This window comes from Microcystis sp. M049S2, from assembly GCF_020245625.1.
Lineage (GTDB): Bacteria > Cyanobacteriota > Cyanobacteriia > Cyanobacteriales > Microcystaceae > Microcystis > Microcystis ichthyoblabe_A.
The window spans coordinates 20,047-34,310 of sequence record NZ_JADBUN010000222.1 but is presented as its reverse complement, the minus strand read 5'-3'; the positions used below and the strand labels follow the sequence as shown (position 1 = coordinate 34,310).

12 protein-coding genes are annotated in these 14,264 nt (G+C 38.7%); 5 read left to right on the top strand and 7 right to left on the bottom strand.

What is annotated here, in order from left to right:
- Positions 1 to 209 precede the first annotated feature (209 nt).
- From IM496_RS18225 to IM496_RS18215, 3 genes are all read left to right on the top strand, one after another.
- A complete protein-coding gene (locus IM496_RS18225) occupies positions 210 to 710 on the top strand; it encodes an LptA/OstA family protein (RefSeq protein WP_194018272.1) in 501 nt (166 codons plus the stop codon).
- 192 nt (positions 711 to 902) lie between these two features.
- Positions 903 to 1,631, top strand: coding sequence for an LPS export ABC transporter ATP-binding protein (gene lptB / locus IM496_RS18220; RefSeq protein ID WP_194017304.1), 729 nt, complete (start codon positions 903 to 905; stop codon positions 1,629 to 1,631).
- Positions 1,632 to 1,664: 33 nt separating this feature from the next.
- Positions 1,665 to 2,834, top strand: coding sequence for an LptF/LptG family permease (locus IM496_RS18215; protein ID WP_194017306.1), 1,170 nt, complete (start codon positions 1,665 to 1,667; stop codon positions 2,832 to 2,834).
- Positions 2,835 to 2,870: 36 nt separating this feature from the next.
- Here IM496_RS18215 and rsmI read toward each other — a convergent pair whose 3' ends face one another.
- Positions 2,871 to 3,710 (bottom strand): 16S rRNA (cytidine(1402)-2'-O)-methyltransferase, encoded by an 840-nt coding sequence (rsmI, locus tag IM496_RS18210; protein WP_287662833.1) that lies wholly within the window; start codon positions 3,708 to 3,710, stop codon positions 2,871 to 2,873.
- Between the two features lie 204 nt (positions 3,711 to 3,914).
- Here rsmI and IM496_RS18205 point away from each other — a divergent pair, with 204 nt between their 5' ends.
- Positions 3,915 to 4,031, top strand: coding sequence for a photosystem II reaction center protein I (locus IM496_RS18205; protein WP_002732356.1), 117 nt, complete (start codon positions 3,915 to 3,917; stop codon positions 4,029 to 4,031).
- Between the two features lie 140 nt (positions 4,032 to 4,171).
- Positions 4,172 to 6,565 carry a DUF3769 domain-containing protein gene (locus IM496_RS18200; RefSeq protein ID WP_287662832.1) on the top strand — a complete coding sequence of 798 codons (2,394 nt, stop codon included), beginning with the start codon at positions 4,172 to 4,174 and terminating at the stop codon, positions 6,563 to 6,565.
- A gap of 126 nt (positions 6,566 to 6,691) precedes the next feature.
- Here the strand turns inward: IM496_RS18200 and IM496_RS18195 are convergent, their stop codons facing one another.
- The 6 genes from IM496_RS18195 to IM496_RS18170 form a co-directional block, all read right to left on the bottom strand.
- Entirely contained in the window at positions 6,692 to 10,432 is a 3,741-nt protein-coding gene (locus IM496_RS18195) for a WD40 repeat domain-containing protein (protein ID WP_287662831.1), read from the bottom strand.
- 38 nt (positions 10,433 to 10,470) lie between these two features.
- Positions 10,471 to 11,019, bottom strand: a complete 549-nt coding sequence (locus IM496_RS22755) for a Mov34/MPN/PAD-1 family protein (protein WP_110543496.1) — start codon at positions 11,017 to 11,019, stop codon at positions 10,471 to 10,473.
- A gap of 74 nt (positions 11,020 to 11,093) precedes the next feature.
- A complete protein-coding gene (locus IM496_RS18185; RefSeq protein WP_287662830.1) occupies positions 11,094 to 11,675 on the bottom strand; it encodes a hypothetical protein in 582 nt (193 codons plus the stop codon).
- 40 nt (positions 11,676 to 11,715) lie between these two features.
- Entirely contained in the window at positions 11,716 to 12,198 is a 483-nt protein-coding gene (locus IM496_RS18180; RefSeq protein ID WP_110543446.1) for a hypothetical protein, read from the bottom strand.
- A 44-nt stretch (positions 12,199 to 12,242) separates the two neighbouring features.
- Entirely contained in the window at positions 12,243 to 13,862 is a 1,620-nt protein-coding gene (locus tag IM496_RS18175; RefSeq protein ID WP_287662828.1) for a type IV secretory system conjugative DNA transfer family protein, read from the bottom strand.
- Positions 13,863 to 13,935: 73 nt separating this feature from the next.
- Positions 13,936 to 14,205: a hypothetical protein gene (locus IM496_RS18170; protein WP_287662827.1), complete on the bottom strand. Its 270-nt coding sequence runs from the start codon at positions 14,203 to 14,205 to the stop codon at positions 13,936 to 13,938.
- Positions 14,206 to 14,264: the final 59 nt, after the last annotated feature.

The following is a 14,264-nucleotide window of genomic DNA, read 5'->3' as shown; positions in this document are numbered from 1 at the left end:
TTGATTTCAGTTTTTTCTTTGTCAGTAAGGGTGTCAACAAGGAATATTACAAATTGTTAACCGAGTCTTGAAAGCCTTGTGCTACAAAGGTTTGAAATGTTAAGAAAGATGTGACTAAAGGACAGCTTATCAAGGGGGGATTAAGGGAGGATCAAGGGGCGATTTATCTTCAATTTAATTGAAACCATTTACTTATAGGTGACATTTCTATGAGAGCAAGATCCACAAAAATCAGGGGATGGCTAGTTACCCTCGTTTCTACTAGCTTAGTCATGGGATTAGGTACTTCTCCCCTAGTCAAGGCACAGCAGAATATTGTACCCGGTAATGCCATGACAGTGCGATCGGATATTCAGGAGGCAAACTCAAAAACGGGGGTAATTACCGCTCGGGGTAACGTACAAGTGTTCTACCCTGCCCGCAAAATGCAGGCCACTTCTGCCCAAGCTCAGTATTTTAGCCGCGAACGTCGTTTAGTGATGACGGGTAACGTTTATGTTTTGCAGGAAGGTAACAGTATCCGCGCTGAAACGATGACTTATCTAGTCGATGAGGGTAGATTTATCGCTACTCCCCAAACCAGTCAGCAGGTGGAGTCAATTTATTTAGTCAAAGATAACGAAACATCTCCCCAACCGGCAGCTTCCCCGACACCTGCACCCATACCTTCCCCTTCCCTCCCCGCTGCTCCAATTATTAACCCGCAGTGATTAGGAGTCAGGAGTCAGGAATCAGGAATCAGGAGATTATTTTTAGTTATTCTTCCCACACCCTACACCCTACACCCCACCCCCCCACTTCCCCACACCCCACACCCTACACCCTACACCCCACACCCCACACCCTGCACCCTACACCCCACACCCCACACCCCACACCCCACACCCCAACACCGGATAAAGATGACTTTAGTATTAGAAAATATCCATAAATCCTACGGTAAAAGACTCGTGGTTAACCGAGTGAGTATTACCGTTGCCCCGGGGGAAATTGTCGGGTTATTAGGACCAAATGGCGCGGGGAAAACCACAACTTTTTATATCGCCACGGGATTAATTAAACCGAATCTGGGGCGCGTTTGGCTCGATCAAAAAGAAATTACCAAATTACCTCTTAATCAAAGGGCGCGTCTGGGTATTGGCTATCTAACGCAGCAGGCCAGTATTTTTCGTTATTTAACTGTATCAGAAAATATTCAGTTAGCCCTAGAACAGTCGGGAGTTCCTTTTTCCCAACGGGCAAATCGTCTCTATGATTTACTAAAAGAATTTCGCCTCGATAAGATTGTTAGCACTAAAGGCGCTTACGTTTCTGGAGGAGAAAGAAGAAGGACGGAATTAGCTCGCGCTTTAGCGGTGGGAGTCAACGGACCAAGATTTTTGTTATTAGATGAACCGTTCGCTGGGGTGGATCCGATCGCTGTGTCCGAGATTCAAGCGATGATCGCTGGTTTAAGGGATCGTCAGATGGGAATTTTAATTACCGATCACAATGTTCGAGAAACTTTGGCTATCACTAATCGGGCTTATATCATGCGCGAAGGACAGATTTTAGCGGCGGGAAGTGGCGAAGAACTGTATAATAATCCTCTGGTGCGTCAGTATTATTTGGGTGATAATTTCTTAAGATAATTGTTATTAATAAAAAAATCGCTGCATTATATCATGAAAGTTGGCAATTGGCAAGGAAATTTAAGTAGAATACCCGGATTCACCATCTTAGACCGCTATATTTTTGTCGAGTTATTATTACCCTTTCTATTTGGTATGGGTTTATTCACTTCCTTGGGAGTGGCGATCGGCACTTTATTTGATTTAGTGCGACGGATTACTGAATCGGGTTTACCTTTTACTTTGGCCCTAAAAATTCTCTTATTAAAAATGCCAGAGTTTATTGTTTTAGCCTTTCCCATGTCGATACTTTTAGCAGCTTTAATGGCCTACAGTCGTTTAGCCAGTGATAGCGAATTAATTGCTTTTAAAAGTATTGGAATTAGTGTTTATCGCCTAATAATTCCCGCCATTGTGCTAAGTTTAATAGTGACGGGATTAACCTACGTTTTTAATGATTATGTGGCTCCAGCTGCCAGTTATGAAGCTAATGCTACCATGACGAAAGCTCTGCGACCAAATCGCAAATCTTTTATTGAAGATAATATTATTTATCCTGAATACGGCAAAGTGCGGCCACCGGATGGAGGGGAATCGCAAACGGTATTAAGAAGGTTATTTTATGCCGAAAGATTTAACGGTCAAGAAATGTTAGGTTTAACCATTCTCGATCGCACCCAACCGGAAGTTAATCAAATTATTACCTCAGAATCAGCTTCTTGGAATATTGAGAAAAATATTTGGGATTTTTATAACGGCACAATTTATCTAATTGATCCTAATGGTTCCTATCGTAATATTGTCCGCTTTCAACATCAACAATTAGCCCTACCGCGTACCCCTTTAGATTTAGCTTTTCGAGGCCGAGATGGTTCAGAAATGACCCTCAGACAAGCGCAGGAATACCTAAAAATACTGCAATTAAGCGGCAATCCTACCAAAATTAGAAAACTACAGGTTCAAATCGAGCAGAAAATATCTTTACCCTTTGTTTGTTTAGTTTTTGGGATGATTGGCGCAGCCTTGGGATTACGTCCCCAAAATTCTAACAAAGCCACCAGTTTCGGTATTTGTATTGTCCTAATTTTCTCCTATTATCTCCTATCTTTTGTCACCAGTTCCTTAGGCATTGGCGGAGTTTTAACCCCCTTGATGGCCGCTTGGTTGCCCAATATTTTGGGATTAACTGCTGGGGGAATTTTGTTACTTCAATCAGCTAAGTAATCGAGGGTTAGCGGTGGGAATAAAAATTGATAATCATCAAATTTCTAGGGCTAATTTGTATAAACGACTGCGGGATAAATTAGTAACCTGTGCTAATTGTCTGCTGGCTTGCGATCGACTAACTCCTCCTTCGATAATTTGTTTTAATTCCCGTTTTAATTCCTCGTCGGATAATTGGATAGTATCGAACCGATTGTTGCCCATAACTACGATAGTAAATTCTCCTTTAGGACTTTTATTCGCCAGATATAAATTAATCGCCTCGGCGACAGTTCCTCGCCAAATTTCTTCGTAAAGCTTGGTTAATTCCCGACCTAAAACTATCTTTCTCGTTGGTCCGAAAGTTTCCCGTAAATCCTCCAAAGTCTTAATAAGTTTGTGGGGTGCTTCATAAAAAACCATCGTTCTCGTTTCAGTTTTTAAACCCTCTAAGCGCTCTTGTCTCAGCTTTTCCTTACCCGGAAGAAATCCTTCAAAACAGAATCTTTCCGTCGGTAATCCCGACACCGCTAAAGCAGTAATTACCGCCGTTACTCCGGGGATGGGAACCACTTCGATCTGAGCTTCTATACAAGCTTTAATTAACTCATAACCAGGGTCAGAAATCCCCGGCATTCCCGCATCAGTAACCAAAGCGATATCCTGACCTTGGCTGAGAATATTTAATAACTCATCGAGACGGGAAAGGCGATTATGTTCATGGTAACTAATTTGAGGGGTTGAAATATCAAAATGCTGTAATAATTTGCCCGTGTGTCTGGTATCTTCGGCAGCAATTAGAGAGACTTTTTTGAGAGTTGCCAGGGCCCGCAAAGTCAGATCGTCTAAATTGCCGATCGGCGTTCCCACCACATATAATTTACCGATATTATTCATAAATCAGCTAAAAATAGGCTATTTAGTCGTATTTTCAGTGATCAGTACCCAATAAACAGTAATCAGTAAACTAAAAACTCACATCTGCTCACTGAGAACCGATCACTTTTCTCTGTTCAGGGATCGCCCAAATGGGGTAAAGTAGGTCAAGGTATGCTCACCCCTGTTATTGAATTAATCTAGTCTAAGGAGAACGTCTTAGTAATGTTAACCCTAAAAATCGCCGTTTATATCGTTGTTTCCTTCTTTGTCTTACTTTTTATCTTTGGCTTCCTTTCCGGCGATCCTACCCGTAACCCCGGACGCAAAGACTTTGAGTAGAAGACAATTAACAAACTGGTTCTAGGGTAGAGGCACAGGGAACAAGTTATTAAACTTTCCCTGTCTCCCTAGAAATAATGATCATGGTAGTATCATTGAGGTTCGCTCGTCCTCTATTTCGATCGCCGACTCGTGCAGTCATGTCTTTTTTTTTCTTAGCTGTTGAACCACCTGCCCTGATTAATACTGTAGCCGAACCGGAAACGGAGGAGCATCAAGTTTCTGAAAATATTTCCACGTCTGTAGTTCCCCTCCCTGTCACCCCAGTACCTCTAGAAGCAAAAAAGCCTTCAGAAGAGAGCGTTTCTATTCCCCTCACCGTCACTCCACCCCCGGAAACCGTCGAGGTAAAACCCTTGCTTCCCGATCAGGGTATTCCCCTAGAACCTTTACCTAGCAGTGGGGGTGATGCGGCAGCTTTAGGAAAACCCCTTTCTGTTCAGAATTCTCCACCCCCCGCAGCCGTTGGTGTCACCATTCATCCCGAAACCGAGATAGTTTCAGGATTAAATCAAAAAGCTCTTAACCAGAAAAATGGCTCAACTCGGCTATTAGTGCGGAAAAAAGGCGAAAAAACCAGCCAAGAATACTTGATTTCTCTCAATAACAGCCTAGCTCAGACCGCTGCAGTTAATCCAGAAGGGGAAAGACCCCTAGAATTAGTGGCCGATGAGCAGGAATTTGACCAAAATCGGCAGATTATCACCGCTAGGGGTAATGTCACCCTACGTTTTGCCCAAAGTGTACTAACAGCCGATCGCTTACAGATTAATCTTCCCGAAAAGTTAGCGGTAGCGGAGGGCCAGGTGATCCTAACCCGGGGAGATCAAATCCTGCGCGGCGATCGCTTTGAGTATTATTTCGTCCAGGATAGCGGTGTGGTATTTAATGCTAATGGGGAGATTTTTCAACCCAGCACCGCTAGGGATTTAGGGCAAACGCTGCCCACGGATGTGGGGGCCGGTGGTTCTTTTGGAACCCTAACCGATCGTTTGGCATTAAATCAACCCTTGCAGAGAATCACCACGGGAGAGGGTTTTCAATTTGTCGTCGGGGGACAGGATCCCAGTCGGCGCGATCGACAGAATATTAGTAGTCCGTCGGGGGGAACGATTAATCGTGTCCGTTTTCAGGCCGAACGCTTAAATTTTGATGGTAAGGTGTGGAATGCCACTAATGTGCGTCTGACAAATGACCCTTTTTCCCCCCCTGAATTGGAAGTTCGGGCCAATTCCGCCACTTTTCGCAGTACCGGCCCCTTTACCGATGAGTTGCGGATGAGTAATTCCCAGTTGGTTTTCGATCAACGGGTAGTGGCACCCACTTTTATTAATAGTCTCACTTTCGATCGCCGTCGTCGTCGTCCTTTTTTAATTGCCCCGGGCTATGATGGGGAGGATCGGGGCGGATTTTTCGTAGAAAGTCCCCTAACTTTAGTGGAGACACCGAAGACTATTTTTGAGTTGACACCGCAATATTTAATTCAAAAAGTCCTTAATCCCGATGCTTTTCCCTCAGCTAACCCGGGAGGTGGTGAAGTTTCGCCCCTTAGTCCGAAAGCTTTTGGTTTATTGGGCAATTTTGCCACTAATTTTGGTGAGCGCTCGTTTTTGCAAGCGACAGCTTCTTTTTCTAATTTAGATTTGGAACAGATCGAAAACAGTGTTCGTTCTAAAATTCGCTTTCAACAGACGATCGGACAGTTGCAAGATCCCTATCTGCTCAATGTGGAGTACAATTATCGCGAGCGTCTCTTTAACGGTTCTTTAGGTTTTCAGACGGTTAATAGCAGTTTTGGGGCAATTTTGACCTCACCGGTGATTGTCGTCCCGAATACGGATATTAGACTCAGTTATCAAGCTTCCCTACAGAATGTCAACGCACCCACCGATCGCAGTGACCTCCTAGCGGCCAATGCAACAGATAATGTTACTAATTTAAGCCGTTTTCAGGGTGCTGTCTCCCTCAATCGCAGTTTTTTACTCTGGTCTGCTCCCACTTTACCACCGACCCCCGACCAAGGTTTAAGATTTTCTCCCGTTCCCGTTCAACCCTATATTGCTCTTGTCACCGGTGTCACCGGTGTCACCGGTTATTACACCAATGGAGAGACGCAAAATTCCGTCACGGGAACCGTGGGATTATTAGGGCAGTTTGGGCGTTTTTCCCGCAATTTTTTCGACTATACTGGGTTTAATATTAGTTTTAGTCAGGGTTTGGTTAACGGACAATCACCCTTTTTCTTTGATCGCTTTGTTGATCAACAAACAATGTCCTATGGTATAACTCAACAGGTGTATGGTCCGATCCGTGTGGGTTTCCAGAGTGTTTATAGTATCGATCAAGCTAAGGAAATCAGTACAGAATATTTTCTCGAATGGAGTCGTCGCACCTATAGTTTAATTTTGCGGTATAACCCGGTGCTGCAGTTGGGAATACTCAACATCCGCGTGTCGGATTTCAACTGGACAGGCAACCCCGGCTATTTTGAGGGCAGCGATGTCCGTCCAGTGGTGGATGGAGTAACCCGTTAAGACTACATGGGAGGGTGAATTATGAATTATGAATGATGAATTATGAAGTGGGGTGTGGGGTTTTAGGGATTTTCAGATCGGGATTACCTCTCATTGAGACTACCTTGACTAACTTATATCTTCTTTTCAACGTGACAGAAAAGCTCCTAAAATTTTCATGGTGTTGCTCGTTTCATAATTCAACCCTTCTACTCCCTTAATATTTGTTTGTTCATAAAGTCTAGGAGAGCGTAAAGTGTTCTGACATTCTCCTGTTTTTAGGTTCCAAAGTTTAATCGTCTCGTCTTCACCTGCGCTGGCCAATGTGTTACCGTTGGGACTAAAACAGACTGATCTGACACTTTTAGTATGTTCACGCAGGAGTTGATGAAGTTCACCTGTTTCAACATCCCAAATTCGGATCGTTGCGTCATCCCCCCCACTTGCTAGTAACTTCCCATCGGGACTAAAAGCTACTGACCATACCCAAGACTTATGACCTTCAAAACTATTAATTAATCTACCATCTTTGACTTGCCAAACTTTGACCGTTTGATCATCACTTGAACTGGCTAATCGCTGACCGTCAGAGCTAAAGACAACAGACCAAATTCTTCCTTGATGACCTTTAAAAGTCCGCAAAGATTGAGTCATATCACCTTCAATAGACCAGAGTTTAATAGTTCGATCTTCACTACCAGTTGCTATTAATTTTCCATCAAGACTAAAATTTACTGATAATACCCAGGCCTGATGTTCCTCAAAAGTTTTAAGACAAAATCCTCTCGGAACTGACCAAAGCTTAACAGAATTATCTCCACTACCACTTACCAGCATTTGACTATTAGGACTAAAAGCAATCGACCATACGCGCTTTTGATGTTCTGGGGAAAAAGTGTATTTTTCATCTGTCCTAATATCCCAAAGTTTGATGGTGTTATCGTGACTGGTACTAGCAATCAGTTGACCATTCGGACTAACTGCGACTTGATGCAATAAAACCCAATAATCTTTTTCTTGTAAAATTTTAATTACTTTGCCACTTTCCCCTGACCATAATCTAATCGTTTGATCTCCGCTTCCACTTATCAATGTTTTTCCATCGGGACTAAAAGCTACTGAACAGATCCAGTCAGTATGACCATTAATCTGTTGAAGACATTTATGGTTTTTGATAGACCATAATCGGATCGAACGATCTATAGAACCACTCAAAATATATTGACTATCGGTGCTGAAAGTAATCGATGATAATCGATTGCCATATCCCCTAAAACATTGAAGACATTCTCTGGTTTTTACTGACCATAACCGCAGTGTAAAATCTTCACTCCCACTGGCTATATATTGACCGTCCGGACTAAAAGCAATTGACCAAATCCAGCTTTCGTGTCCTGTTAAAGTATCAATATTTTGATATTTTCCTTCTATAATAGACCATATTTTAATGGTTTTATCCCCACTTCCACTGGCTAGAAGTTGACCATCGGAACTAAAGGCAACTTGCCAAACCCAATCTTGGTGTCCTGTAAGAGTATGGAGACATTCTCCCGTGTCAACTGACCATATTTTGATAGTTTTATCAGCGCTCCCACTGGCTAAAAGTTGACCATTTGGACTAAAGGTAACACCACCTACTCGTTCTTGATGTCCTTCAAGGGTGTGGAGACATTCTCCTGTTTCAACTGACCATATTTTAATAGTTTTGTCCTCACTTCCTGTGGCTAAAAACTTACTATCAGCACTAAAAGTAACTGATCTAATAGGAGCATAATGTTTTTGAGAAGGGTGGGGCAAAGAATGACAATTTATAGATAGATCTGTTGTAATAGACCAAATTTTAACAATTCCGTCTTGTCCCCCACTTGCTAGTAACTGTCCCTCGGAATTTAAGGCTACTGACCACACCCAGCTTCCGTGAGCAGGAAAACTTTTGCTTAATTCTAATTTTCCATCTTGTTTGACTTTCCAGAGGTAAATCATCCCATGACTGTCACCAGTTGCTAAAAGCTCTTCTCTTGGAAAAGAGCGATTAAACTGACTGCAAGAAATTGATAAAATACTGCCACAAGTTTGAGGGAAAATACAGTCAAAAAACTGTGAATAGGAAAAATATACTTGGTTGAGTCTAATGTTTGAAAAATCGACTTGTCGAATGGAGATATGGGAAAAATCGTAGCCGATTAAGTGACCATTTTTCAGTATATTAAGTAAGTTAATAATATTGCCAGCAATGCCGCCAATTTGTCCAGAAGGTTCATTTTTTAATGTCTTTAAACAATCAATTAGTTTGCTTTCTAGATTATTTTCTTGAAAATTATGAATTAAGTTATTGATTATTGGGTGTAAAATAACATTAATTTGAATCTTTCTTAGATAATCAGGAACAGTAGTTTTAGTCAAGGAGTTACTTCTTAATAATTGGAATTTTTGAGTTTTGATTTCTTCGGTTGCTATGGTAATAATTTTTTGAGTGAAATATTCAATCAGTAGAGGATGTATGGTAAAGTAGTCATCTTTTTTATCTAACAGAATTTTGCTAGATAATGATCTGATCCCTTCTTGGATACTTTTACCATCAGGTTCAATGATAATATTATGTTCTAGTTCCGACAAAGAAACTGGATTTCGATTAATCGCTAACTCAAAAATAATCGCTTTTTCTAAATTAGATAGTTGCTGAAAGTAAGAATTTAAAATAGACTCAATTTTTTCTATCAGAAGATTCCCTTTTAACAGAAAATCCGAGAGATTATTATGATGAACTTCTTGAATATGATGAGCGATAGATTTGATGAATAAAGGATTGCCGTGACAGACTTGTTGAATTAAAAATTGCCATTCATCCTCTGAACCATGAAAGGTGTCAATATCTCCCAAAATTTGTCGTCCAGTTTGATAGTCAAGTCCTTGTAACTCTCGGAAATAAGTTGAAGTTTTATTTCCCACTAACGATTCAAGTTCTTGAGGAATTTTTCGACTGGTTATAATTAAACAGCTGTTGTGCTTTGACTGACCAATTGCTTGTAAAATTTCGCTATATTCTCGATAGTTTTCATGCTCAATAATCGCATCAATATTATCTAAAAATAATAAACAACGATATTTGGCTAGTATCTTGATAAATTTTATCAGTTTTATTTTAAAATTATCTTCTGTCTTAAAACTAATATTTTGTGAAATAATATTACTTGTATTTTCCAGAAATTCTAGGGGTAAAGGAGGATTCAAAAAAGACCAATAGATAACACGGGGAAATTCCTCTTGAATTTGCTCAATCAGTTTACAGACAAGAGATGTTTTTCCGATTCCTGCTATTCCGAAAATTCCGATAATTTTACACGGGGGACTATTTTGAAAAAACTTTTGTTTTAATAATTCTAGTTCTTTTTCTCTCCCATAAATCTGAGAAGTATCAGGAATTAATCCGAAATTATCATAATTTATTTCTGTTTTAACCGATGAGTTTTCAAGACCAGGAGATTTACGCTTATCCCATTCTTCTTCAAACTTCCACAAATTTTCTTCTGTAAATGAACTCCAAAGGTTGAGGGTGAAGTGCCGTTGTCGTGATCCTTGAGGATTCGTGCGATTATCTGTAAGAATTCCCCAATCTTTTAAAACATCAAGAACATTTCTCATCTGAATTGTAGTGAGAGAAATAACTGATGTTTTTTTAGTATCAGCGTTGCAAAAATCTACCAAAACCTTTAATTCTGTTTTGACAATTAGTTTTGGGTGAGGTTTATCATATTTCAACCAGTTATAGATTATTTTATCTGACCAATAAGCTTGATCTACTAATTCACCGTTTACATACGTTAATAATCTTCTTAACAAAAGAGAGAGTTGTTCTTTAACTGTATCACTTGTATTTAGTCTTGGCATAATCTATGAAGATAATTTTTCTCATTATAGCTATATTTTCAATGTTGATTAATATTTTCTAAGGAATCTGGGAAGGATTTGAGGGTTAAAAATTTTTCTGGGATGAGGTGGTCGCCTACTTCTATAGGAATTTTAGTATATTGAGGGCGTGATAAAGAATCGGGTTCAATTAAAACATGGTACATCGTTAATCGGAAATCAGGGTCAAGATTAACTAGGGCAGAAATAGCTCCATCAGAATTTTGAGAAGCATATTTTTTATTTGTTATATCATCAGTTTGTGAAAAACAATCAAAACTACTAGGATGTCTATGCCAAAGTCCAAGAAGTTCTATAGGTTCCTGATAATATCTTCCTATTTTCTTAGATAAATGATTAATATACTCAGTATCATATTCAAAATAACCGGGTTGAAAAATAGGATGTATGCCTGGATCTAATGTTTCGAGAATGTACCATATATTAACTGTTTTTATTCCCAAGAAAATTCCACCTGTTTCTGTTTTAGAGCTTTCATAGGTTTCGGCGATAATTGCTAAAAAGGCTCTCTCTGAAAAAATAGTTTGGAGTTTTAAGTAGTTTAACATTTTCATAATTTTGATTTGAAGATAAGAATAGTTTGGCTCTTAAATAAAATAACTTTCAATTCCTGATAAAACTATCATCGTTTTCTTTGAGAAAGACTTTTACTCTGGGTCAAAGTTGGTGAATTTTTCTTCTTATATTCGCTTGCATATTGACGTTTCCAAGTATCTATCTCTTGAGAACTTACATTTTTCCCTTTACCCTTTTGCCATACTTCTATCGCTTTATCGACATTTTGCGGACTAGAATTTTGTCTATTTAACAGAATTTCCTTAGAGTTTGATGATAATCCTCGTTCATTTAATGTTGAAAGTATTCCAGTTTGACATTTATTAAGTTGAGTCGTGCCTGGAGAACCAGCTTCAGGACAAATTTTACCACTTCCTGTTGTCAAATAGGAACGATTTTGAACTGTAAATCGAGTTACAGTTCCCGTTTCTGTTTGTAATGTCTCCTTTTTATCAAATTGACCCTTTTTAATTTTTTCTAAATCCTCTTTAATTGTTTTTCTGTCACCTACAACATTTTTTGGATTGACATTATCTCTCTGTTGTCTTGTCAAAATACAATCATTATAATGACATTCTTTCGGCTCTTTTAAATCATTTAGTGTTCCTTCTCGGTTACGTCCTAGAGGAAATTTTTGATTAGTATCCATGTTTGTCTCCATAATAATTTTAAATAGATCATATATCTTTCTAGTTTTTTTCAATTACATAAATACCTTCATCTAATTTTTGAGAATCTAAATATAGATATCTGAGTTCATCAGAGTTATGTTGAATTAACCAATAACAATCTTCATCTGATAAAGATTCCTTTTTGGTTAAACAATTGCATTTCAATATATCGCATATTTTTTTTGCTAATTGATTTTCATTGCAAAATTGTTGGATAATATATTGCGCTATTTTACTTTTAGGATAAAGACTAAGAGAAGTTCGGAAATCACCTTCAATATTGATAGTTTCACAAATGACTTTAATATTATTAGGAATTTTAATTCGCAAATCTTGGATATCTTCAACAACAAAAATATCTTTCCTTTCTAAGTTAAGTATTTGAGAAATAATATCTGTTAAATCATCATTAGAAACTCTGTTTTCGATTAGAATATTCATGGGAAATATATCATCTTCTATAGGTTGTTTTTTGCTTAAAAAGCCTTTTGAGTTAAACATAATATTCTCCTAATGGTTTTGGGTTGTGTTAATGGTAAAAAAACTTACATAGATTGATGATAAGGATTATCGTCATACATTCCAGCAAAAAAGGGATCTAGAAAATAAGGAACTTTCTGAACAGGAATTGGGGGCTTTCCACGCATAAAGATAATCGCTTCATCGGGACTTAAACGAGTAACTTCATCGGGCATAATTAAAGGACGTGGGGTTTCAGAAACAGTTAATGCTGAAGAACGCCCTCTGGAATTAGATATAGAAAAACCAATAGGATTATTAGAAGCACCTGTGTTTCTTCCTTCATTGGTACTTAATACTCTAATCGTGGTTTTTCCAGCTTTTTTAGAGACATATTCTGAGGTTTTAATATCTTGTATGCCAAAATATTGCTGAATAACTGTATTGCCCAGAAAAGTTTCCCAACCTTTGTTATAAAGTTCTTCAAGTTGAGATAAGTTTTGCAGAATAATCCATAAGGTAACGCCATAACCTCTAAGGTAAGTAACCCCTTGAGAAATTAAGTCCATTTTACCTAAATTGGCGGCTTCATCAAGCATAAATAAGGTGGGATAAGTGGGTTTACCGGGCTTTTTAACCATTGCTCTAATACAAGAGCCAATCCAAACCCTTAATAAACGTGAATACATGGCTATTTCAGCCGCAGGTAAAACAAAGTAAATTGAAATTTTTCCATTTTTTAAATCCCAAATATTAAAACTGCTTTTGGCTAAGGAAGTGACAACAGGACGAGAATCAAGAAACTCAGTATGTTTTTCCATAGCAGAGAAAACACTCATGCGTTCTTCATCCGCCATTCTTTCGATCATCACTGCTGTTCGTGCAATTAATCCATCTGCTTCGGTGGCTGATTCCATTGTTTCTATAATCGTTTCCCACTTATCTGAAGAAGCCATAACAATATTTCTGACTTCTCCTAGATTACGTTTTCCTTTAGGAGAAAAGAAAGCAACAAACATAATAATTCCAGATAAAATAGCTCTGGCTTTGTCATCCCAGTGAGGGTCTTTTTCTTCTCCTGTGCGTAAAACTAATAAATCAGCTAAGATTTTGGCTTCATCGGCAAAATTAGGGTTAGAGGTATCGATTAAATCTAAGGGGTTAAATTGGGCTTTAGAGGCATTAGGACATACATTAAAAGGGTCAAGACAATAAACTTTATGTCCTATATCTTTTCGCGCTCTGGCAGTAATTTCATAGTTTTCTCCTTTGGGATCTGTAACCACAATCGGCCCAGGATAGGTAAGAAGATTCGGCACAACGGTACTGATCCCTTTACCCGAACCAGTTCCAGCAATTGTAATTAAATGTCCTTCAGGATTCCAGCGAATAAATTCTTGATTATTGGATAAAGATTTACCCAAAATTAATCCCACTGAACTATATAAATGAGCATCTTTAATTTCCCTATCTGTTGCCCAGTGAGCATTGCCTTGATCTTCGGGTTGCGCTCCAAATCCTAATGATTTACCTCTTTTTTTGAAACCTTGTAAATTGGGAGCAGAAAATCCTGAAGATCCTGAGAATAATCCATTAAATAACATAAAAGGTAACTGAATAATTGCTGCTAAAATTTGGAAAGTAATTTTTAGAGTAATTGTGATTAGTTGAACAGTGAGATTAAGAAATAAACTAATAAGGCTCATGATGGTGGTTAAGAAAATTCAAAGGTTTACCAAGAAAATAATGATCGTATAAGTAATAAAACTCCCGATTAGATTATTTACCACGTCCAGAAGAACGCTCATTTTCTTTTCCACGAATTTCTTCAGCTTTTCTTCTTGCTTGATTAGCTTTATTTTCTTTATCAGTTCCTTCCTCCATGGCTTTTCGATACTTAGAAGTATATTTAACGGATTCTGATGTCCCTTGAACATGGTTTTGAGCTTTCTTATCATAAGCTTCAGCTTTTCTGAAGGATTCATTAGCTTGCTTTTCATATTTTTGAGCTTGTTTTTCATAATAGTCTGCATCTCGTTTGAAAACCATAGTTTCCTCTTTAATTGAATTGACAATAAGGTTTGAATCTACTAAAATTCGCTAAAATC